Annotated in this window: 21 protein-coding genes; 9 read left to right on the forward strand and 12 right to left on the reverse strand. The window is 70.8% G+C overall.

Annotated elements, in window-relative coordinates; translation table 11 throughout:
- Positions 1-38: 38 nt before the first annotated feature.
- Genes IJ15_RS0121285 through IJ15_RS0121305 form a run of 5 tightly spaced genes read right to left on the reverse strand, consistent with a single transcriptional unit; the run spans position 39 to position 3,427 of the window.
- A complete protein-coding gene (locus IJ15_RS0121285; RefSeq protein ID WP_031940360.1) occupies positions 39-983 on the reverse strand; it encodes a copper resistance D family protein in 945 nt (314 codons plus the stop codon).
- Between the two features lie 19 nt (positions 984-1,002).
- Positions 1,003-1,548 (reverse strand): copper resistance CopC family protein, encoded by a 546-nt coding sequence (locus IJ15_RS0121290; protein WP_031940361.1) that lies wholly within the window; start codon positions 1,546-1,548, stop codon positions 1,003-1,005.
- Positions 1,545-2,207, reverse strand: coding sequence for a YcnI family copper-binding membrane protein (locus tag IJ15_RS0121295; protein ID WP_031940362.1), 663 nt, complete (start codon positions 2,205-2,207; stop codon positions 1,545-1,547). The genes IJ15_RS0121290 and IJ15_RS0121295 overlap by 4 nt, the downstream gene beginning before the upstream one ends.
- A 43-nt stretch (positions 2,208-2,250) precedes the next feature.
- Positions 2,251-2,778 carry a hypothetical protein gene (locus tag IJ15_RS0121300; protein ID WP_031940363.1) on the reverse strand — a complete coding sequence of 176 codons (528 nt, stop codon included), beginning with the start codon at positions 2,776-2,778 and terminating at the stop codon, positions 2,251-2,253.
- 19 nt (positions 2,779-2,797) lie between these two features.
- Positions 2,798-3,427 (reverse strand): DUF6474 family protein, encoded by a 630-nt coding sequence (locus IJ15_RS0121305; RefSeq protein WP_031940364.1) that lies wholly within the window; start codon positions 3,425-3,427, stop codon positions 2,798-2,800.
- A gap of 214 nt (positions 3,428-3,641) precedes the next feature.
- On the opposite strand from IJ15_RS0121305, the gene IJ15_RS0121310 reads away from it, so the two are divergent.
- The gene (locus IJ15_RS0121310; RefSeq protein WP_407984107.1) at positions 3,642-5,201 is read left to right on the forward strand and encodes a TM0106 family RecB-like putative nuclease; all 1,560 of its coding nucleotides are present in this window, start codon (positions 3,642-3,644) and stop codon (positions 5,199-5,201) included.
- Between the two features lie 234 nt (positions 5,202-5,435).
- Positions 5,436-5,945 carry a pyridoxamine 5'-phosphate oxidase family protein gene (locus IJ15_RS0121315; protein WP_031940366.1) on the forward strand — a complete coding sequence of 170 codons (510 nt, stop codon included), beginning with the start codon at positions 5,436-5,438 and terminating at the stop codon, positions 5,943-5,945.
- A gap of 4 nt (positions 5,946-5,949) precedes the next feature.
- Here the strand turns inward: IJ15_RS0121315 and thrS are convergent, their stop codons facing one another.
- Positions 5,950-7,167 (reverse strand): threonine--tRNA ligase, encoded by a 1,218-nt coding sequence (gene thrS, locus IJ15_RS0121320; protein WP_031940367.1) that lies wholly within the window; start codon positions 7,165-7,167, stop codon positions 5,950-5,952.
- 190 nt (positions 7,168-7,357) lie between these two features.
- Positions 7,358-8,125, reverse strand: coding sequence for an SDR family oxidoreductase (locus IJ15_RS0121325; protein ID WP_031940368.1), 768 nt, complete (start codon positions 8,123-8,125; stop codon positions 7,358-7,360).
- A 360-nt stretch (positions 8,126-8,485) separates the two neighbouring features.
- Here IJ15_RS0121325 and IJ15_RS0121330 point away from each other — a divergent pair, with 360 nt between their 5' ends.
- The 4 genes from IJ15_RS0121330 to IJ15_RS25330 all read left to right on the forward strand — a co-directional run bounded on the left by IJ15_RS0121330 (position 8,486) and on the right by IJ15_RS25330 (position 11,915).
- Complete coding sequence (locus IJ15_RS0121330) at positions 8,486-9,328, forward strand: hypothetical protein (protein ID WP_156112176.1); 843 nt, start codon at positions 8,486-8,488, stop codon at positions 9,326-9,328.
- A gap of 147 nt (positions 9,329-9,475) precedes the next feature.
- On the forward strand, positions 9,476-10,036 hold the full coding sequence (locus IJ15_RS0121335) for a hypothetical protein (RefSeq protein ID WP_031940370.1): 561 nt from the start codon (positions 9,476-9,478) through the stop codon (positions 10,034-10,036).
- Between the two features lie 97 nt (positions 10,037-10,133).
- A complete protein-coding gene (locus IJ15_RS0121340) occupies positions 10,134-11,174 on the forward strand; it encodes a hypothetical protein (protein WP_051919366.1) in 1,041 nt (346 codons plus the stop codon).
- A 3-nt stretch (positions 11,175-11,177) separates the two neighbouring features.
- A complete protein-coding gene (locus tag IJ15_RS25330; RefSeq protein WP_051919368.1) occupies positions 11,178-11,915 on the forward strand; it encodes a hypothetical protein in 738 nt (245 codons plus the stop codon).
- Here IJ15_RS25330 and IJ15_RS0121350 read toward each other — a convergent pair.
- Genes IJ15_RS0121350 through IJ15_RS0121370 form a run of 5 tightly spaced genes read right to left on the reverse strand, consistent with a single transcriptional unit; the run spans position 11,896 to position 19,106 of the window.
- The gene (locus IJ15_RS0121350) at positions 11,896-13,077 is read right to left on the reverse strand and encodes a VWA domain-containing protein (protein WP_031940373.1); all 1,182 of its coding nucleotides are present in this window, start codon (positions 13,075-13,077) and stop codon (positions 11,896-11,898) included. The two genes, IJ15_RS25330 and IJ15_RS0121350, sit on opposite strands and share 20 nt — an antisense overlap.
- The gene (locus IJ15_RS0121355; RefSeq protein WP_051919373.1) at positions 13,074-15,314 is read right to left on the reverse strand and encodes a DUF5682 family protein; all 2,241 of its coding nucleotides are present in this window, start codon (positions 15,312-15,314) and stop codon (positions 13,074-13,076) included. The genes IJ15_RS0121350 and IJ15_RS0121355 overlap by 4 nt, the downstream gene beginning before the upstream one ends.
- Positions 15,293-16,396 (reverse strand): ATP-binding protein, encoded by a 1,104-nt coding sequence (locus IJ15_RS0121360; RefSeq protein ID WP_031940375.1) that lies wholly within the window; start codon positions 16,394-16,396, stop codon positions 15,293-15,295. The genes IJ15_RS0121355 and IJ15_RS0121360 overlap by 22 nt, the downstream gene beginning before the upstream one ends.
- Positions 16,393-17,808, reverse strand: coding sequence for a DUF5691 domain-containing protein (locus tag IJ15_RS0121365; RefSeq protein ID WP_031940376.1), 1,416 nt, complete (start codon positions 17,806-17,808; stop codon positions 16,393-16,395). The genes IJ15_RS0121360 and IJ15_RS0121365 overlap by 4 nt, the downstream gene beginning before the upstream one ends.
- On the reverse strand, positions 17,805-19,106 hold the full coding sequence (locus IJ15_RS0121370; protein WP_031940377.1) for an SWIM zinc finger family protein: 1,302 nt from the start codon (positions 19,104-19,106) through the stop codon (positions 17,805-17,807). The genes IJ15_RS0121365 and IJ15_RS0121370 overlap by 4 nt, the downstream gene beginning before the upstream one ends.
- Positions 19,107-19,218: 112 nt before the next feature.
- On the opposite strand from IJ15_RS0121370, the gene IJ15_RS0121375 reads away from it, so the two are divergent.
- The 3 genes from IJ15_RS0121375 to IJ15_RS0121385 are packed head-to-tail and all read left to right on the forward strand — an operon-like array spanning position 19,219 to position 21,010.
- Positions 19,219-19,557, forward strand: coding sequence for an SAV_915 family protein (locus IJ15_RS0121375; RefSeq protein ID WP_197059881.1), 339 nt, complete (start codon positions 19,219-19,221; stop codon positions 19,555-19,557).
- Positions 19,558-19,565: 8 nt separating this feature from the next.
- Positions 19,566-19,868 (forward strand): hypothetical protein, encoded by a 303-nt coding sequence (locus IJ15_RS0121380; RefSeq protein WP_031940379.1) that lies wholly within the window; start codon positions 19,566-19,568, stop codon positions 19,866-19,868.
- A complete protein-coding gene (locus tag IJ15_RS0121385; protein ID WP_031940380.1) occupies positions 19,868-21,010 on the forward strand; it encodes a WXG100-like domain-containing protein in 1,143 nt (380 codons plus the stop codon). The genes IJ15_RS0121380 and IJ15_RS0121385 overlap by 1 nt, the downstream gene beginning before the upstream one ends.
- Positions 21,011-21,205: the final 195 nt, after the last annotated feature.

Here is a 21,205-nt window from a genome sequence, read left to right on the forward strand (position 1 = left end):
ACGGATCCTAGGCGACGGCGGCTCCGTAGGTGACCGCTTCAGGCGGTGGTTGCCAGGGCCGCTGCCAGCCCGAATGCGACTGCCATCGCGGCGGATTCGCCGACTGCGCGGCGCAGCGACGCGTCGGCGCTCATCCGGTGTGCCGCGGCCGGGACCACCCACGTGCGGCGCAGCCACCAACCGGCGGAGAGCAGGACCACGAGCGCGGCGATCTTGGCGAGCACCACCCGGCCGTACCCGGTGGTCAGCAGCGGCGCGATGCCGCCGAGGCGGATCGCGGCGTTGACGACGCCGGTCACCGCGAGCACCCACACGCAGCGCCACGCGACGGTCGAGTAGCGCGGCAGCAGCGTCGACCACGCTCCGCGGGATCGGGCGGTCAGCGCCAGCGCCACCAGCATGCCGAACCAGGTCGCGGCGGCGAGGACGTGTCCGGCGTCGAGCAGCGATCCCAGCGTCTGCTGCGACATGTGTCCGCTGATCGGACGCGCGATGAGGGCCAGACCCGCCAGCGCCAGGACCGGCGCGGCGGGCCACGGCAGGCCGCGGCGGTACGCGATCGCCGAGATCAGCGCCACCAGCGCGGCGCACACCACCGTCGCGGCGCCGAGCCGCCCGGTGTTCACGACCCGGACGAAGTCGAGAACGGTTCCGGGTGCGACGGCGAATCGGGATCGGCCCTCCGTCTCGGCCGCCTCGAGGATCAGCAGCACCGTCTCGGCCGCGGTCCATGCGCCGGCCACGGCGGCGGTGGACTGCCACAGCAGGTCGGGTGCGAGGGCGGGGCGGCGCTCGTCGCGCTGCAGCCACTGCCACGCGGCGAGACCGAACGCGGTCGAGCCGAGGCCGACGGCCAGTACCCGCACGATGCTGGTGGGGGAGGGTCCGTCGGGGGTGGCGAGGAGCCATCCGATCGCCACCCCGGCGAGAGCGGTGAGGACGGCGAACAGCAGCCAGGGCCGGCCGATGCTCACCGTCCTCATCCGAGTGGTGTCCGGTCCGTCAGTTCTCGCCGCGTGGCTTGCGCAGCGCGAACCACAGGCCGCCGCCGAACACGACGACGCCGACGCCGACCAGACCCCAGACCAGAAGGTTCGATCCGGAATCGTCGGTGCCGCCGGACTCGTTCTGCCCGTTGACCTTCGGACCCGGCGTGCCGGTGCCCTCCTGGGTGAGGGTGAACACCCGGGTGCCGCTGACGGGGTGACCGTCGGCGGAGGTCACCCGGAACGCCATCGTGTACTCGCCGACCGGGCCGAGGCCGTCGAGCGGGACGCTGACGCTGTCGCCCTGAACCGACGGCTCCCCCTTCGACCACAGGTTGCCGTCCGGGCCGACGACGGTGAGCGACGCGAACTTCTCCTGCAGTGCCTCGTTGAACGTGACCGTGACCTGGTCCGGGGCGGTCGCGATCTGCGCCCCGTTCTCGGGACTGCTGGAGAGGACGGCCGAGTGCGCGGACGCGGTGCTGGCGCCCAACATCGTCGCGAGCATCGCGACGAAACCGACGGCGATGATGCGGAAGCGGTGGATCCGGTGTGCGCTCATGAGCGGCGGCTCCGGATCGTCGCGCCGATGCCCAGGGCGGCGCCCAGCGCGCCCAGGACCAGGCCGATGCCGCCCAGCCAGCGGGCCGTGGTGTCGGTGGTGTGGGTGGTCTCGTCGGCGGCGACCGTCGCGTCCACGGCTCCGTGCGCGTCGCCGTCACCGCTGCCCGCGGCGAGTGTCAGCGTCGGGGCTGGCTTGTCCGGTTCGCTGCCGTCGGGGTTCGGCTGCTGATCCCACTGCACGACGGTGCCGTCGCTGTAGGTCTGGGTGGCGGGGAACTCGACGGAGCCCTGCTCGGGCAGCGGCCCGGCGGAGAGCACGAACTGCTGGAACTGTCCGGGCCCGACGCTCACACCGGGATCGGCCGTCCACGTCACCGACGTCGCGGACTTCGACGCCGGGTCCTTCTGGACCGTCGAGGTCCAGCCGGGCATCGGCTCGGTCCGCGCCGACTTCAGGCTCGGCAACTGCACGGTGACCGCGGTGGTGCCGGCGGTGTCGGATTCGGTGGGGACGCGGAACGTGAGGACGGAGTAGCCGCCCTGCTCGGCGCCCGGTGCGGCGACCGAGACGTGCGCGGACGCCACGCCGGTGGCCAGCAGCAGCGCGCCGCCGGCGGCGCCCACCGTGAGGAGGGCGCGGGAGAAGGTTCGTTTCATTGTTCGGGTGTCGTTTCTGTGCGGGGGATGCGATGGACGCGGGTCACGCGTACACCGGCGGTCCGCGCCGGGACAGGCCGACAGCGAGCACAGCAGGACGGGGAGCTCGACGACAGCGCGGTCGCGGCAGGGGCGCGGGCGCCGACTCGACGGCGAGGATGGGCGGTGCCAGGACCCACCGGACCACGCGGGTCACCGGCCCGTAGAGGCCCTCGGCGCCGAGGACGAGCACCGCGCACACGACGGTGGCCGCGGCGTGCGCGGCCAGCATCGCGGCGCCGGGCACACCGGCGTGGGCGTGCGTGTCCGAGGCGACGGTGAGTGCGAGATGTCCGGCGCCCTGACCGGCCGCGAGCGCCGCCAGCAGCGCCGTACGACTACGGCTCAGGACGGGCAGACCACCGACGATCGTGCCGACGCCGATGCACGCCGCGAGCAGCAGCGTCAGGGCCGTCGAGCCGGGGAAACCGCCGCCGACGACACCGTGCGCGGCGATGGCGAGCGCCGCCGCAGCCGCCCCCACCGCTCCGCCGCGGAGTGCGGCGGTCGGAGCGGGGCGGGTGACGGGCACGGCGATCGGGTGGGCTCGGTCAGCGGACGCCGAGGCGGGCCAGGATGTCGGCCTCGACGCCGTCCAGCTCGGAGGAGATGGCGTGGTGGGCCTGCTTGCGGCGCGCCGACGGCATCTGCTCGGCCGCGTGGACCGCGGTACCGAGGTCGACGAGGCGGCTGCGGATCGCGGTCGCGAACTGCTGCGTCTCGGTGTCGTTGGGGTGCCGGGTGACGATCTCGTCGACGGACTTCTCGGCACCGGCGATCCGGGCGCTGAGCTTGGCGCCGTGCCCGGTGTACTCGCCGAGCTGGTCGACGGCGATGCCCATGCGCTGCGCGCGCTGGGTGTCGATCTGGCCGCGCAGGGCGGTGGCGCCGCGGTACGCGAGCGGCACCACGACCGGCGCGAGCAGGCGGGCGACACCGAGGTAGCGGCGCAGCTGCGTGACCGTCAGGCCCTTCTCGGCGGCCTTGACGGCGGCCTTCTCCTGCGCCTTCAGCGTCGAGATCTGCGCCTTGTCGACCTTCTTCTGGGCCTTCGAGTCCGACCGGTGCTTCTTGCGGTCGTTCTTGGCGCCGAGCTTGGCCTCGAGCTTCGCCTTGTGCTTGAGCGCCTTCGCCTCGGCCTTGCGCGTGGCGCGCCGCTTACGTTTCTTGAACAACCCCACTGGAAAGGCCCCTCCATCTGGTGTTTCGGCGCGCCGGCGGACTGCGGCCCAGCTTATCTGCGCTCGTTCATGCTCCGCCGCTTTCGGCTTTACCCTAGGTGAGCACATAATCTTCCACATCGTGTGTTCCCCGATCGGCCCGCAGGACTGCGCCGACACCGCTGAGACAGCGGCGTCGGCGAGACTCGGCGCTTCCCTGGTCCCTGTGCCGCCCGTGCTTCTCGAGCCGGGTGCGTTGACCCGGTGCCGCCACCGGGTCCACCTGGACGCCGCCTACCCGGATCTGTTGGCGGACGCCCCCGAGAACACCGGCGTGAAGCAGCGGCAGGAGGCGGCGGCCGCGCAGCGCGAGGCGGTCCGGGTCCGGCTGATGGAGGCCGACCCCGACGCGTGGGTGCGGATCGCCCCCGACGGTCCCGCCGGGCAGCGGGCCCGCGACACCCTCGACGCGTGCCGGGCCGGTGCCGACAAGATCTGGGGCGCGCTGCTGCCCGTCGAACGCGACACCGGCCGGCGCGGCCGCGTCGAAATCCTGCTGCGTGACGTCGACCGCGGCGGGTACATCCCGGTGATCGTCGTCAACCACAAGGTCACCGACCCGGGGCGCGGTGCCACCACGTCGGGGCTGTTCGAGTGGGCGCCCGTCGTCGACGAGAAGCGCAAGGTGCGCGCCCAGCTGCGCGACCAGATGCGGTTGGCGCAGGTGTACCGGATGCTCGAGCGGCACGACCTCGCCAGCCCGGCCCTGCTCGGCGGCGCCATCGGCTACGGCGCCGACTGCGTGCTGGTGCACGACCTGTCCACCGTCCTGGACGACTACGACGAACGGTTCGCGGACCGGATCGCCGTCGCGCGCGGCGAACTCGTGACGGTGCCCTCCCAGATCGGCGAGTGCCGCTCCTGCCCGTGGTGGTCGGGGTGCCGCGCGAAGCTCGAGGAGACCCGCGACGTGTCGCTGGTCGCGACGGGTTCGCGTGCCGACGCGCTCCGCGAGCACGGTGTGACCACCATCGAGCAGCTGGCGGCGTGGGAGGGCGATCCCCCGGAGGAGTGGCCGCACAATTCGTTCCACGACACCGTCGTCACCGCGAAGGCGTGGCTGTCGGGTGCCCCGCTGGTGCGCCGGCACGACACGGTGACGGTGACCCGCGCCGACGTCGAGGTGGACGTCGACATGGAGAGCTACCAGGAGCACGGCGCCTACCTGTGGGGGACGCTGCTCAACGTGGCCGGCACGTCGGTGTACCGGCCGTTCGTGAGCTGGGACCCGGTGCCGACGCTCGACGAGGCCCGGTCGTTCGCCGAGTTCTGGACGTGGCTCATGGCGGAGCGAGCCGGCGCCGCGGCCGCCGGGAAGACCTTTGCCGCCTACTGCTATTCACGGGCCGCCGAGGACAAGTGGCTGCTCGACTCGGCCCGGCGGTTCGCCGGCGCCCCCGGCATCCCCACCGTCGCCGAGATCCGCGAGTTCATCGACAGCCCGCAGTGGGTGGACATCTACCAGGCCGTCGGCGAGAACTTCGTGTGCCCGAACGGTAAGGGGCTGAAGAAGATCGCCCCCGTCGCCGGATTCCACTGGCGCGACGCCGAGGCCAGCGGTGAGGCGTCGATGAGTTGGTACCGCGAGGCCGTCGGCTACGACGGTGAACCGGACCTCACCCAGCGGCAGCGGCTGCTCGAGTACAACGAGGACGACGTCGTCGCCACCAAGGTGCTGCGCGAGTGGATGAGCGACCGCGCCGTCGCCGAGATCCCGCACGAGTCGGAGCTGTAGGCGCTCAGCTTCTCCCGCCCCATCTCCCCGCGTTTTGCGCACTTATCGCGGGTTTTGTGCCCTTCCTCTCGCGGTTCGCGCACTTGGCGCGAGGATCGGGGGGCGGATTCCGCGTTTTGCGCACTTGGCGCGCGGATACGGTCGATCCGGGACGTCCGGGTGGGCCTCGCGATGAGTTCTCGACGGTTTCCGGGTCCGTACCGGTGACAGCACCCGACGAGACCGGAGACTCCCATGACCGCACAGTTGCCCGCCGCCGAACTCGACCGCCGCTACAGCGACGAGACCGCGCCGCCCTCCACCTGGGCGCAGGTGACCGCGGCGCTCGACGACGCCGAGGTGTTCTGGCTGTCCACCGTCCGCGCCGACGGCCGACCGCACGTGACGCCGCTGATCGCGGTCCGGGTCGACGACCGCATGCACTTCTGCACGGGGCCGGGCGAGCAGAAGGCGCGCAACCTTTCCGGATCCGCCGCGTGCACACTGACGACCGGGTCGAACGCACTCGGATCCGGGCTGGACATCGTGATCGAGGGGCGCGCGGTGCGGGTCGCGGATTCCGAGTCGCTGACCCGCCTCGCCGACGCCTTCCGCGCGAAGTACGGGCCGGACTGGAGCTTCGAAGTCACGGGCGGGCAGTTCGTCAACACCGTCGGCGGGGCGGCCACGGTGTTCCGCGTCGAGCCGGGCACCGTGCACGCCTTCGCGAAAGGCGTTTACGCGCAGACGCGTTGGCGGTTCTGACCGCTCACATCTCCCACAGCTCGGTGCTGCGGGTTTCGATCGATCGGACGATGTGTTGCAGCGCGTCGTCGACCGGTTGTGAGTCGATCCGACCACCGTCCCGAAGGCGCAGGGCGACATGGCCGTTCGCCGACTCCTTGGGTCCGATCACCGCCTGGTAGGGCACTCGCCGGGAGTCCCGGATCCGGGCGCCGAGGGTTCCCTCCGCGCGCCCCACAGCATGCGCGCGCAGGCCCCGGTCGAGGCAGCGGTGCACCAGGCGCTCGGCGTCGTCCATCTGGTCGTCGGTGACCGGCAGTGCCACCACCTGGGTGGGGGCGAGCCACGCCGGGAACGCGCCGTCGTGGGTCTCGATCAGGTGCGCCACGACTCGTTCGAGGCTGCCGATGATGCTGCGGTGGATCATCACCGGCCGATGCCGGGCACCGTCGGAACCGATGTAGTGCAGGCCGAACTGCTCCGGTTGGTGGAAGTCGACCTGGACGGTGGAGAGGGTCGATTCGCGGCCGGCGGCGTCGGCGATCTGCACGTCGATCTTGGGGCCGTAGAACGCGGCCTCGCCCGCGACGGCGTCGTACGGGACGTCGGCGGCGTCGAGGACGTCGGTGAGGATTGCGACCGACCGCCGCCACAGTTCGGGCGCGGCAACGTACTTGCCGCCCGATCCTGGCAGCGACAGCCGGTACCGGCAGGGCTGGATGCCCAGCGCCGCATACGCCCGCTGAATCAGGCTCAGGGCAGCGTGTGCCTCGGCAGCCACTTGTTCCGGGGTGCAGAAGATGTGGGCGTCGTTGAGCTGGATCGCGCGGACGCGAGTGAGGCCGCCGACCACGCCGGACAGCTCGGAACGAAACATTCCTCCCAGTTCCGCCATTCGGAAGGGTAATTCGCGGTGACTGCGGGACCGGGCCCGGTAGATCAACGCGTGGTGCGGGCACAGGCTCGGACGCAGCAGGACCTGTTCGGCGCCGAGTTGCATCGGTGGGAACATGTCGTCGCGGTAGTGCGACCAGTGCCCGGAGATCTCGTACAGCTCCCGTTTCCCGAGGACCGGCGAGTGCACGTGTCGGTAGCCCGCCCGCCGCTCGATGTCGTGGACGTACTCCTCGAGGGTGTGGCGCACGGTCGCGCCGTCGGGCAGCCAGTATGGCAGCCCGGCCCCCATCAGCGGGTCGGTGTCGAACAGGTCCAGTTCGCGGCCGAGTCGGCGGTGGTCGATCATCTGCGGTCTCCTCGCGGGCGGGGGAGCGAGTGACCAGACGACGAAGCCCCGGGGCACTCGCCCCGGGGCTTCGGACTCAGTCAGCAGTCAGCGCGCCGGGACACTCTCCGGCGTCGTCGTCATCAGTGCGCGCTGCATGTCGGTCAGGCTATCATCCGAATCAGGCACGCGCATAGACTTTTTCGTATCGCTACCGCGGCGCCATGCGCAGCGCGCCGTCCATGCGGATGGTTTCGCCGTTGAGGTAGTCGTGCTCGGCGAGAAACTGTGCCAGCTGCGCGTACTCGTCGGGCTTGCCGAGACGCGACGGGAACGGAATGCCGGCTTCGAGGTTCTTGCGGTACTCGTCGGTGACGCCCGCGAGCATCGGGGTGTCGATGGTGCCGGGGGCGATGGTGTTGACCCGGATGCCGACCTGTGCGAGGTCGCGGGCGGCGGTGATCGTCATCGCGTGCACGCCGCCCTTCGACGCGGTGTACGCGATCTGCCCGATCTGGCCTTCGAACGCCGCGACCGACGCGGTGTTGACGATCAGGCCGCGCTGACCGGAATCGTCGACCGTCGGCAGGTGCTGCATCGCGTTGGCCGCCAGGCGCATCACGTTGAATGTGCCGAGCAGGTTGACCGTGATGACGGTGCGGAACAGTTCCAGGTCGTGCGGGCCGTTCTTCGACAGGATCCGTCCCGCCCAGCCCACGCCCGCGCAGTTGACGACGGTGCGCAGCGGCACGCCCGACTCGGTGATCGTGTCGATCGCGGCCTGCACGTCGGCCTCGCTGGTGACGTCGGTGGGGATGAGGGTGACACCGGTCGGCACGTTGTCCCCGGCACGCTCGATCGACTGGGCCAGGTCCAGGCCGAAGACGGTGGCACCCGCGTCGGCGAAGCGCTTGGCGGTGGCGGCCCCGAGCCCGGAGGCCGCCCCGGTGATCAGTGCTGCGGTTCCCTGGATTTCCACTGCTGTACCCCTTCGCTCCGGGCCGAACCCCACCGCCGACCACTGTGATCTGCACCATAACGTGGATGCCGGGTAGGGCGTCGGATGACAGCGCATGCTGCTGGCGGGCTCGGATCGCGAACCCGCACCGTCTGCGGTGGATGGCGGGCCGGAGCCGGACGGGTGTGACGCTGGACATACGGGCCGTCCCTGTGCATACTTTCAAACGCTCAATCAGGACGACTGTCCAGTTTGTTTGTTTGGTGAGTTCGAGACCCGGCCAGTGCGTAGGGCACGCCACCGGACACCTCCGTGGTGGCGTGTGCAAGGAGATGAATTATGGGCCGACTGGTCGCAATAGTCACGGCTGTTCTTTTCGTTGTGGGTGTACCTGCAACCGCTGCCGCCGCACCGATGGCGCCCGCTTCCGGAGTTGCGGGGAGCGGAATCGGCATCGGGCTGACCGATGCGCCGGGGCAGCCCTACATCATCGAGAACGCGAAGCCGGGAGATGTGATCACTCGCTACGTGTCGGTATCCAACAACACCGGTGTCACGCAGACGGTCTCGGTCTACGCCGGAGCGGCGAGTAACGCGGACAACGAGTTCCTGTTCGAGGGAGCGGGCGAGACGAACGCACTCACCTCGTGGACCAAGGTCGACAGGCCGACGCTGCAGTTGAGCAACAGGGCGGAAGCGGATGTCAAGGTGACGATTACCGTGCCGTGGGACGCACCGGCCACAGACGTCTACGGTCTCGTCTGGGCGGCGGTCGACGGCAGTCGCTCCGGCGTCCGGATGTACGTGACGGTGGGGGGAGACAACGGCCCGGCTGCGGACTTCACCCTCACCGATCTGACCCCGCAACGCCAGTCCGACGGCTCCGCGGCCGTGCTCGCGACCGTGACCAACACCGGTGGGCGCCGGATCGACCTCACCGGGACGCTGCGGCTGACCGACGGCCCCGGCGCCATGTTCGTCACCGCGGTGCCCGCGCAGCCCGTCAGCCTCGCGGCGGGCGCCACCGGGACGGTGTCGTTCGTCGTTCCGGACGGTGCGGCGCTGCCGGCGGGACCGTGGACGGCCAGGGCCCGGCTCAAGAACGGCTACTTCACACACGAGCTCAGTGCCCGGATCACGTTCCCGGAGAGGCCGTCCGATGGTGGCGGCTCCACGTCATCCCTCGGCTCACTCGGATCGTTGGGCTCCCTCGGCGGAAGCTGAACGGGCATTTGATTATTCGGATTGAGCATCTTCATTTCGAACCGAAAACTTGGTATCTATTCAACCCACGCGGGATCACACGGGTCGGTCCGCGCGGGGAGCGCAACGATAGTCACCCCGGCCCGATCCTCGGCAGAAGGAAAACCCATGCGCAAGAAGCTCATCGCTGCGGCCGGCTTAGCCGCCACCATCGGCCTGGTGGCCCCCGCAGCGATCGCCAACGCCGCCGGTAGCGACAGCCAGGTCGTCGACTTCACCGTCACAGCGGCGTCCGGTGGCGGCCTTTCGGTTTCGACGGGCGGATCCAACAGCACCCTCGGACTCGCTGCACAGAACGCCACCGCGACGGGCACCCTCACGCTGTTCGGTGTCACCGACACGCGTGGAGTGAAGGCCGGCTGGGGTGCCGACATCGCGCTCAGCGACTTCGTCAACCAGAGCGACAACGCCGTCACGATTCCGGCGACGAACGCCACCTACACTCCCGGAAACGTTGCCGGCCTCATCTGGGGCGGCACGGCCACCCCGCCGCAGAGCACGATCGCGCTCAGCAACGATCCCACTCGCGTGATCAACCGAACGAACCGCACCGCAGGCTCCACTCTGGAGGTTGCAACCTGGACGAATATCAACGCGCTGACCGTGACCCTGCCTGCGGGGGTGCCGGTCGGGCAGTACCGGGCGACGCTGACGCTGTCTGCGGCGTAGGCCCGCCCGGGATCGGCTCCAAGCTGTGCGGAGCCGCAACCAACCGCGGTTCGGGGCGTCCGACCGGGCGCCCCGAACCTCACCGGAAAGATGATTCATGCGTTTCCTTTTCGCGCTATCGCTCGCATCACTGGTCATGGTCATCGGTGGTCCCACCGCGTTCGGTGCCCCAGACGAGACCGGCACCGCACCGTCCGGGTCCATCACCATCGCCCTTCTCGATGTGGCAACCGAACTCAAAGACGATCCGCGTGCGAACGTGTACATCACCGACAACGTGGCTCCGGGCAAGACGATCACCCACCAGGTGCGGGTCACCAATCGCACGGGTAAAGAGGCAGCGCTCGATGTGTACGTGGGCCCCGCGAACATTGTCGACGGCACATTCAGCCCACGATCGCGTGGGGAGAAGAATGCACTTACATCCTGGATCACGGTGGACAAGCCCGAATTGACCCTCGCCGACGGTCAATCGGACGATGTCACGGTCACCATCGCGGTTCCGGAGGACGCGCCGGAGACCGAGCAGTACGGAGTGGTCTGGGCATCCACGCGGTCGAACTCGGATACTGACGGTGTCCAGGTCGTTTCCAGGGTCGGAGTTCGCACGTATCTTTCGGTCGGCGCAGGAAACGGTCCGCCGTCCGACTTCACCATCACCGAGGTCACCTCACAGCGTGATGGCGACGGTAACGCCACGGTGGTTGCTGCGGTCCGCAACACCGGCGGCCGCGCCGTTGACCTCAACGGAACGCTGGATCTCACCGGCGGCCCCGGAGGCCTCACCGCGCAGACGGTTTCGGCGCAGACCGTCACGGTCGGCCCGAGCGGCGACGGCATCGTCTCCTTCACCGTCCCCAACAGTGCAACCCTTCCCGCCGGTCCCTGGCAGGCTGCGGTCAAGCTCGAGAGTGGCTTCAATAAGCACGACATGTCCGCCGCGATCACCTTCCCGGACAAGGGCGTCGGCGATACCGTCGGCGCATCGGGTTCCGGGTGGTCGATCGGTGTGTGGATCGGCCTTGCGGTCGGTGTCCTCGTACTGGCGCTCGCGCTCGCCGCGTACGTCCTGCGCAATCGCCGCGGTGGCGTCGCCGCCGGAGCGCTGACAGAAGCATCCTCCGAGCCGGATCGGTAGCGAATGAAGTACACGAGTCCGGTGCGTCGGGCGATGATCGTCGTGGGAGCGCTCGCGATCGTCGGCGCGCCCCCCGCGGTCGCGGACCCGAGTCCCGCGACCGCGACCGCGACCGATTCGACCGCAGCCGAGGCCAGTACAACTACTACGACAACCACCACCGCTACGACATCGACCACCGCTGCACCGACCACCACCGCTGCCCCGACCACATCGGCCGCCGCACCTCCGGTCACCCGCACGCCGTCGGCTGATCCCGAAGCGCCGACGAGCGCCCGGCCGGCACCGACGACGACCGCCCCGGCGACCACGCCGCCGCCCGTCGCAACGTCCACGGCCCCCACCACTGTTGCCGGGCCGGGCGAGTTGCGCGTCGACACAGGAGCATTCACCGTGACCGGCCCGGTGCGGGCTGGTGACGTCGTCCCCGGAACCATGGACGTCACCGTCACGGACACTCGACGCGACGGGGTCGGGTGGACCGCGGACGTCAGGGCCACGGCCATGCACGGCACCCAGGGCAACACGTTCTCGCCGGGTCCCGACTCCTACTACCGTGCGCAGGACACACCGTGCAGCGAGTCGTCGGGCCAGGTTGGGCTACGGGAGGACGCGGTGATCGTGGCCACCGCGCCCGCGGCGTGCACCGCCGCGTCGTGGACCGCTGCCGTCGGCATCGCGGTCCCCGCGGAGGTGGCACCCGACACCTACAGCCTCACCATCACCCATTCGGTGTACTGAGCAGTTCGTTGCGGTGCGCCCATCCGCCCACGTCTCCGCGCTCGAGAGCCACCGCCAGCAGGTCCGGGAACCGATCCGGGGTACACGCGAACGCCGGAACACCCAGTGCGGCAAGCGCTGCCGCGTTATCCCGATCGAAGGCGGGTGCGCCGTCGTCGGACAGGGCCAGCAGCACCACCACCTGGACGCCCGAGGCCTGCATCGCGGACACCCGGGACAGCATCTCGGCGCGGATCCCGCCCTCGTACAGGTCGGAGATCAGCACGAACAGTGACTCGGTGGGGCGGGTGATCAGCGACTGGCTGTAGGCGATCGCGCGATTGATGTCGGTGCCGCCGCCCAACTGGGTACCGAACAGCACGTCCACCGGATCGGCCAGCCTGTCGGTCAGATCCACGACTGCGGTGTCGAACACCACCAGCGACGTGCGCAGCGCCCGCATCGAGGCGAGGACCGCACCGAACACCGACGCGTACACCACGCTCGACGCCATCGACCCCGACTGGTCGATCGCGAGCACGACGTCCCGCTGCACCGCCTGGGAGCGGCGACCGTAGCCGATCAGCTTCTCCGGCACCACCGTTCGGTACTCGGGCAGGTAGTGCTGCAGGTTCGCGCGGATGGTGCGGTGGAAATCCAGGTCCCGCAGCTTCGGGTTGGTGGTGCGAGCCGCCCGGTTCAGTGCCCCGGTGACCGCGGACCGGGTGGCCCGTGCCAGACGCTCCTCGATGTCGCGCACCACCCGCTCCACCACGATCCGGGCGGTGGCCTTGGTGGCTTCCGGCATCACCCGGTTCAGGCTCAGCAGCGTCCCCACCAGGTGGACGTCCGGTTCGACGGCCTCGAGCAGTTCCGGTTCGAGGAGCAGTTGGGTCAGCCCCAGTCGCTCCATCGCGTCCCGCTGCATCACCTGCACCACGGAGGTGGGGAAGTAGGTGCGGATGTCGCCGAGCCAGCGCGCCACGCGCGGTGCGGAACCGCCGAGACCGGCACTGCGTCGCGAACTTCCGTCGGCAGTCCCGCGGTCGTCGTACAGCGCGGACAGGGCCGCATCCATCGCGGTGTCCGACGCCGACGCCAGGGCGCCGGTGGATTCCTCGGCGACGTCGCCGAGCAGCAGTCGCCAGCGGCGCATCCGTTCGTCGTCGATCGGTACGGTCATGCCGGGACCCCCAGGATCAGCGCGGTGGCCGCCACGGCGCGACCGCCGCGGTCGGTGTCGAGAGTGGCTCCGCCGGCAGTGGATCGGGTTCCACCGCGGACGATCTCGCCGAGCATGCGTCGTTCCGACGGCCCGAACCCGCCGAACGTGCGACGCAACGCCGGCAGCGCATCGACGAACTCGTCGGCGTGCAGCCCCGACACCCACGCGTCGATCAGCGCGAGCAGGTCCCGATCGTGGACGAGCAGCAGTCCGCTGCTGCCGACGAACCCGTCGATCCACCGAGCCTTCGCCGCGGCCGCCACACCGGCGGACAGGGCCCGGCCGACGCGGGCCGTGGTGTCGGCGGTGTCGAGTCGCCCCACGTCGCGCAGCAACCGGACGGTGCGGCCGGCGAGCAGACCGTCGATGTCGTCGCGTCCCGCCAGCGTGGTCAGGGTGCCCAGCCAGCGCTCGGTCGACTCCGGATCGTCGCGCAGCGTGAGGGCCGCGTGGACGTTGTCGAGGGCGCCACGCAGCGCGTCCGCCGCATCGGTGTCGAGGCCGGTCACGGCGGCGGGCAGGCCCGCGCAGATCCGGACCAGCAGCGCGTCGACGACGCGGCCGAGTGCGGACAGGTCGGTGCCGCGCACGTCGCCGTACCGGAGGGTGCGCACCAGCGGTGGCAGCGCCGCCATCAGGTGCGCGACGTCGTGGTCGAGTGCCGCGGCGGTGTCGACCGCGTCGAGCAGCTCGCCGACGGTGCCGCGCAGGTCCGCGAGCAGCGCCTCCTCGAGCAGGGCGGTCACCTCGGCCAGGGTGACGTCGGGCCGGGCGGCACGGTCGCGCACCACGGCCTCGGCGGCGGTGGCGACGGTGGTACCCCAGCGGGCCGCCTCCACCACCGCGACCGCGAGCTCGGGTTTCCAGCGCAGCGTCCAGGTCTCCCGGAACGTGCCGGTCGAGCGCACCGTGGACTGGGCGGGCACCGCCCAGTCCACGCCGAGCAGCCGCAGCCGGTGCAGCAACTGGGACCGCTGCCGGTCGAGGTCGGTGCGCAGATCCAGACCCAGTTCCTTGTCGGATGGGGAACGCTTGAGTCGCAACGACTTCGACCTGGCCTGCAGATCGGCCTCTAGTGGCACCGTCGGGGTCGCAGCGGGAACCTCGCCGAGGGACTCGCCGACCACCAGGCGTCGCGTCACCAGGTCGAGCAGCAGGTCGTCGCCGTCGCACAGCACCGCACGGGTCGCCTCGGTGACCTCCGTCAGGCCGGGCAGCGGCCGGTCTCGCAGGGCTGCAAGGGTATTCGCGAGCCGGGTTGCCTCGATGACGTGCGCGCTCGACACCGGCAGGTCCTCGGTGCGCAGTACCCGCGCCACCCGGGTCAGCCACCGGGCGATCGTGTCGTCGGGCGCGGTGAACAGGTGCTCGTACCAGCCGGGGGAGACGATGCCGGCACCGTAACCGGACGCGACGGACAGCCGCGAGTGCGTCCACGGCACCCAGGTGAGCGACGCCTTGACCTTCGGCAGTCCGCGCAGCAGCCGGGCGTCCGGGGCTGCCGGGCCGAGGCGACCGGCGAGTGCGGGGGCGTGCATCGCACCGCACACCACCGCGATCCGCAGTGCTCCCGCCTTGATCGTCGTGCGCAGCACCTGTCGCATGTGCGCCTCGCGACGGGCGGTGTGCTCGTCGAGTTCGACACCGTCGCGCAGCGCCGCCATCGCCTCGGTGATCGCGTCGAAGGCGGCGGTCGGATCGTCGTCGCACTCGTTCCCGACTGCCGGGGAACGGGATTCGACGACGGTGTCCCACCACTGCTCGAAGTCGTCGTAGCCGGCCGCCGCCGCGAGCGCGGTCAGCGGATCCGGGCGGGAGGCCTCGTCGGTGGCACTGTCCGCGGCGAGCGCGAGCGTCGCCGGAAGGTCGCAGAACCGCACGTCGGCGTCGTGGTACACCGCCCAGCGCAGCGCCTGCCACTCCGGGGAGAATGCGGCCAGCGGCCAGAACGCCGCGCGCGCAGGATCGTTCGCGGCGTAGCCGAGCAGAGCGACCGGTGGCCGCATACCCTCGTCCGCGGCGAGCGGGACGAGGGCATCGGCGTCGGCCGGGCCCTCGATGAGCACCGTGTCCGGCTCGAACGCGTCGAGGGCGCGCAGCACGGCCCGCGCGGATCCGGGACCGTGGTGGCGGATCCCGAACACCCGCACCTGTGCACCGGTGGTCGAGGTGCTCACCCGGCGACCTCGCGGCACGCCCGGTAGAACTCGTCCCACTCGGTGCGATGGCGCACCACGGCCTCGAGATACTCGGTCCACACCACCCGGTCGGCCACGGGGTCCTTGAGGACGGAGCCGAGGATGCCGGCGGCGATGTCGGCCGGTCGCAGGACGCCGTCCCCGAAGTGGGCGGCCAGCGCGAGGCCGCCCGTCACCACGGAGATCGCCTCGGCCGTGGACAGCGTGCCCGACGGGGACTTGACCTTGGTCCGGCCGTCGGCGGTGACCCCGTCGCGCAGTTCCCGGAACACGGTGACGACGCGGCGGATCTCCTCCGCGGCAGCGGGCACCGGCGGCAGTTCCAATGCGGCGCCGAGCTGTTCGACGCGGCGGACCACGATCGCGACCTCGTCGTCGGCGCTGGCCGGCAGCGGCAGCACCACGGTGTTGAAGCGTCGGCGCAACGCCGACGACAGCTCGTTGACACCGCGGTCACGGTCGTTGGCGGTGGCGATGACGTTGAACCCCTTCGCCGCCTGCACCTCGGTGCCGAGCTCCGGGACGGGCAGGGTCTTCTCCGACAGGATGGTGATCAGCGCGTCCTGCACGTCGGCGGGGATGCGGGTCAACTCCTCGACGCGGGCGATGGAGCCGTCCCGCATCGCGGTCATCACCGGCGACGGCACCACCGCTGCCGGGGACGGGCCCTCGGCGAGCAGTCGCGCATAGTTCCAGCCGTAGCGGACCGCCTCCTCCGCGGTGCCGGCGGTGCCCTGCACCAGCCGGGTCGACTCACCGGAGATCGCGGCCGCCAGATGCTCGGACACCCACGTCTTCGCGGTGCCGGGCACCCCGAGCAGCAGCAGGGCACGGTCGGTGGCCAGGGTCGCGACCGCCACCTCCATCAGCCGCCGCGGTCCGATGTACTTCGGGGTGATCACGGTGCCGTCGGCAAGCGTGCCACCGAGCAGGTACGTCACCACGGCGTGCGGGGACAGGCGCCACGATGGCGGCCGGGGTCGGTCGTCGGCTGCGGCCAGCGCCGAAAGCTCGTGCGCGTACTCCTGTTCGGCGTGCGGGCGCAGCAGTGTGGGCTCGGCGGAAACGGTGTCGGTCACGTCAGCTCCTGGTGAAGGTGTCGGCGATGGGTGAGGGTGTCGGCGGCCGCCGCGAACAGGGCCAGTCGGTCGAGGTCGCCGGCGCGGGTCGCGGCCTCGGACAGCACCGACTCGAACTCGAACGGGGCCCGGTGACCGAGCAGGTCCACGGGGTGCCGCAGTTGCGGGAGCGGGGCCCGGGCGGCGTACACCGCCGCCAGCACGGCGGCGGCCACGTCGTGCGGCCACGGCGCCGGAAGCGCCTCGAGCAGATTCCCGTCCGGTACCGCCCCGTCGCGGGTGGCGAGCACTCGTGCGACGACGACGTCCCGCGGCAGGCGTGCGGCCACCGGGGCGCTGACGGTGCCGTCCCGGCGCAGCAACGCCAGCGCCCAGTCGGTGTCACCCTGATCGGCGACCGCGACGGACCACGCGTACTCCAGTGCCGACGTGAACGGTTCGGCCACCGTCAGGTGGGGCAGATCCTCGGGGACGACACCGACGTCGCCCCACACCGCCAACGGTGCGGCCTGCACGGCGAGGGTCAGCACGGGGTCCAGCCGTCGTGCGGTGCGGTCGTCGAGCCCGTCCCGCCGGGCGGCGTCGTCGAGGTCACCGGGTAGCGTCACGGTGACCACACCGTCGGCGACGGTGACCCACTCCCGCAGTCGTCGTGCCATCCGCTGCCCGTACGCGGTCCCCGGCAGGTACCGCAGCACGCCGACGGCGGCCTGCCGGACGCGTTGGCTGCGGTCGTCGAGGGCCTGCTCGAGCAGTGGTTCGTCGGCGGGGCCGAGACCGTCGGCGAGCATCGCCACCAGGGCGGCACGCATGTCGGCGTTCTCGGACCGCCAACCGGACGTCAGCAGCGCGGTCGCGGCGGACGGGTCGGTGCGCCGCAACGTCGTGAACCATCGGCGACGCGCGGCGGGCGTGCCGTGCCGCCAGTCCTCGTCGTCGGTCGGGTCCGGCTCGCGCAGCGGCGCCCAGTCGGGGTTGCGGTCGGCGAGCCACTGCCCGCGGGGCCCGGCGAGGGCCACCAGCCGCTCCCGGTGCGCGGTGCGGCGGAGGGCGGCATCGAGAAGCTCCCCCAGCATCTCCGGCGGGGGCCGGAAACCCGCTGTGGCATCGAACCATTCGGTCAGCAGTGAGGAATCGACGACGAGCAGGGAGCGGAGCCTTGCCGCCGCCGCGTCCGACAGCCGCGGCCGCGGATCGTCGGGTGCCGGTTCCGGCGGCGACAGCGTGGTGGGGGCGCCCGCCCCGGCGAGGAACGCCGCCTCCAACGCCGCGGCCGCGAGCAGGATCGATGCGGGGTCGCCGTCGAGGGCCGTCGCCGCGGCCTCGGTGTGCAGGCCCGACAGTGGTGTCGTGGAACGAGCTATTCCGAGAAGCGCTGTAGCCGTGAGGGACTCCGGGTAGGGGCGGTTCACAGGGAGATCACCGTCCCGGCGTCGAACACGGAGGCGGGTTGCAGGGCGGTGCCGTCCCAGTCGCCGCACACGGTGACCGGGTGGCCACCGGAGACGGCGAGCAGTTGCCAGCGCGCGGTGTCGTCGCCGACCGGGAGGGCGCGTCCGGCGCGGTCGACGACGTGCCAGGTCCCCGCGGTGACGGTGGGGGCGACGTCGGCGAGCAGCATCGGCCACGAGCGGATCCACGGATCGCCGGCGAGTGCGGCGGTGTAGCCGTCGAGGGCGGCGGCGGGGTCGGTGGCGCCGGGCAGGGTCGTGAACGGTTCCGGCGCGCAGTGCTGGGTGCCCAGGTGGGCCCGCAGTGGTGCCGCTCCCGGATAGTAGTGCACGTCGGCGTCGACGATCGTTCCGGGAATCTTTGCAGCCGTGGAGAATTGGGCACTACCGTGAGCAAAATCGAGAAGCAGTGCCCAGCGGCCGGAGTCGCGGCCGCGCAGCCACGTCCGGCGGGCGACCAGACGCCCCTCCTCCGCGGCGCGGACCGCCAACACCTGCCAGCGGTCCCGGACGGCCGGCTGCGCGCGCACCTCGTCGGCGCGCACCGGGATCCCGAGGTGGGTCTGCACCGAGCGGTTCAGCGGCTCCGGTAGCCGGTCGCGGTCCCGGAACGCACGGATCAGCAGGTGCAGACGCCCGTACGCGGCCAGCAGCGGCGCCGGCCAGTCCGGATCCGTGGCCACCAGCGCCGGCAGGGCCCGCAGCGACGCGGCCACGCCCGGGGCCTGCGCGTCGACCATGCGAGCGGCGATGGCGTCGTAGGCGGCGGTGTCGTGGGCGACGGACCCGAGGCCGGCGACGATCCGGTCGGTCAGCCATCGGTCCAACTCGTCGAGGCCGGCAGAGATCCGCTCGAGGCGACGCTCGGTGGACGCCGGATCGGGCGTCGACTCGGCGGGCGCTGCCTGGGCGGACGCTGTCGAGGTGGCGGCCGCGCGCGCCTCCCGCGTGGCGAGCCAGTCGGTGACGAACCCGGGGGCGTCGGCGGCCGGCACCGCGCCGTCGGACCAGCGCAACAGCAGGCTCACGGCGTGCTTGCACGGGAACTTGCGGCTCGGGCACGAGCACCGGTACGCGGGGCCGGTGAGGTCGACGGCCGCCAGGTACGGGTTCTTGCCACTACCGCCGCACGACCCCCACAGGGCCGTGTCGGTACGGCCGGTGTCCGTCCATTTCGTCGCCAGCCCGCGAGCCGCCGACAGCGACGCCGCATCGGGCGCCGCCGCCGCGACCTGCGCGGAAGACCAAGGTTCTGTCACGTCGGGAAAACGTACGGCAGATCCCCGACAACATGCCAAGCGCGCAGGCCGTCCGTGGGCTTCGTCACGGAGGCCACTACCGTGGTCGGCGAGTGTCCTGGGGAGGAGACATATGAATTCGGGGGGAAGCCGGCGGCGCAACGTCCTGTACGTGCCCGTCACAGGTCGGCCGGGCGCCGCCGCGCACCTGGAGTTGCGTCGGCTACCCGACGGTCGCCTCGCGCTGCCGGCGTACACGTCGCTGCAACAGCTGGTGAGCTGCTGCGGGCCACACCAACCGTGGGGAGCGGTCGACGACGACGGTCTGCGGGAGGTCGGGCGGGCAACGGGATACGACGTCGTGCTGCTCGACGCGAAACTGCCACCCGAACACTGGAAGAAGGACGCCTCGGTTCACGTCGACGACGAGCCGGGGGACCATTTGCCACCGTCGTGGCTGAGCCGGGCATAGGGGAGAACATGAGTGGAGTTGAAGTCGGCGACCTCGGAGCGGTTGCCCGCATCCTGGTTTCCGGGGCGGAGGGCTTCGAGTCGATGAGCGCCGATGCCCCGAACGTGCCGGATGCCGGCGCGTCGACCGGCGTCGTCGCGGATCTGCTCACCGCGCTGGCGGAGATGATGTCGACCGTGGCCACGTCGGCCGCGGTCGCAGCGGACACCGTCGAGGCGAACCGCACCATCTTCCGTGACGCCGATCTGGACACCGGGGATCGGTTCCTCGACGTGTCCGGTCTGTTCCCGGTCCAGCGTGGGGAGCCCTGATGCCGATCCCACTGTTCGTTCCCGGCGATCCGACGGCCTGTCGCGAGTGCGCTGATCGGCTGCAGGCTCTCGCGAACGGTGTCACCGAGTACGCCGGCGCCTTCGACGACGCGCGGGGGAAGTCCGAGTCCGAGTGGGTCGGCACGGCGGGTGACGAGTTCCGCGACCGTGTCGCCGAGATGAAACGAGGAACGAGCCGGACGGTCGAATCGGCAGCGGCTGCCGCGGCTGCAATCCGGGCGTTCGCCGACGACCTCGAAACCGCGGCGAAAAGGATGCTGCAGGCCGCCGAGATCGCCGCTGCCGCCGGCCTTCGCGTGCTGTCCGGTCCTGGCGGCGCACCCGGCACTGTCGAGGATCCGGACCCGATCGCCTTCGATGCCGGGGACATCGACGCCGAGGTTCGATATGCGCGGCAGCGCGCGGCGTTCGACGAAGCCGCGGAGATGGCGCAGAGTGGTCGAGCTGCCGAGTCCAACGCGCACAACATCTTGAACGGTGTCCTCGAACAGACCAGTGCCGCGGTGCGGGACATGCGCGGTCAGTGGTACTGGATGGCCGCCGCGGTCGTCACCGGGTATATCGGGACAGCGGCTTCTGAGGTGGGGAAAGCTTCTCAGGTGGGAAGTTGGAAGGCAATGGCCGACGCACGCGCACAACAACTTGCCACGTTTCGGTCCATAGCTGCCGAAGCAGTACGCAGCGGCGACCCGTACTGGGAAACCACTGCCGCCAAGGCCGTCACCACCTTCCAGCCCGCCGCAGACGACGCGGCGAGGGTCGTAGCGCAAAACACCAAGTTGCTGGCCGGAATGGTCGATAACCCTGTCGTGAAGGGTATGTCCGCACCGCTGGTGGAGGGCGGGACATCCACCATCTCAAAGGTGGGTTCGAAGGTTCCGATAGTGGGTGTAGCGGTGGTTGCCGCTCAGACGACTTTCGATGTCGCGAAGGCTGACGATATGGGTGATGCAGCACTTGCTGCTGGCAAGGACGTGGGCGGATTCATGGCGGGCACTGCTGCCACGAGCTTGATTCTTGCGAGTGCGGCTGGGGGCCCCGCGACATTGGTGGCAGTTGGTACTGGTGTCCTGGTGTCGTGGGGAGTCGGATACGCGATGGAAAAGATGTGGGGGGACTAGAAGTGTCAACTATGGGTGCCAAGTGGAGTCCACCCCCCGTGCCTGATCTGGATACGGGTGAGCCCAGACCTCCGGCCGCTCCGCGCGGGGAGTCCACGGCGAACGCGATGACCCGGCCCGGTCCGATGCGGGGGCGGCATCCGGGGATTCCGGAGGAGTTGGGCCCGGTATTGGAATGGTCGCTACCGAGCAATC

Source organism: Prescottella defluvii (genome assembly GCF_000738775.1).
GTDB lineage: Bacteria > Actinomycetota > Actinomycetes > Mycobacteriales > Mycobacteriaceae > Prescottella > Prescottella defluvii.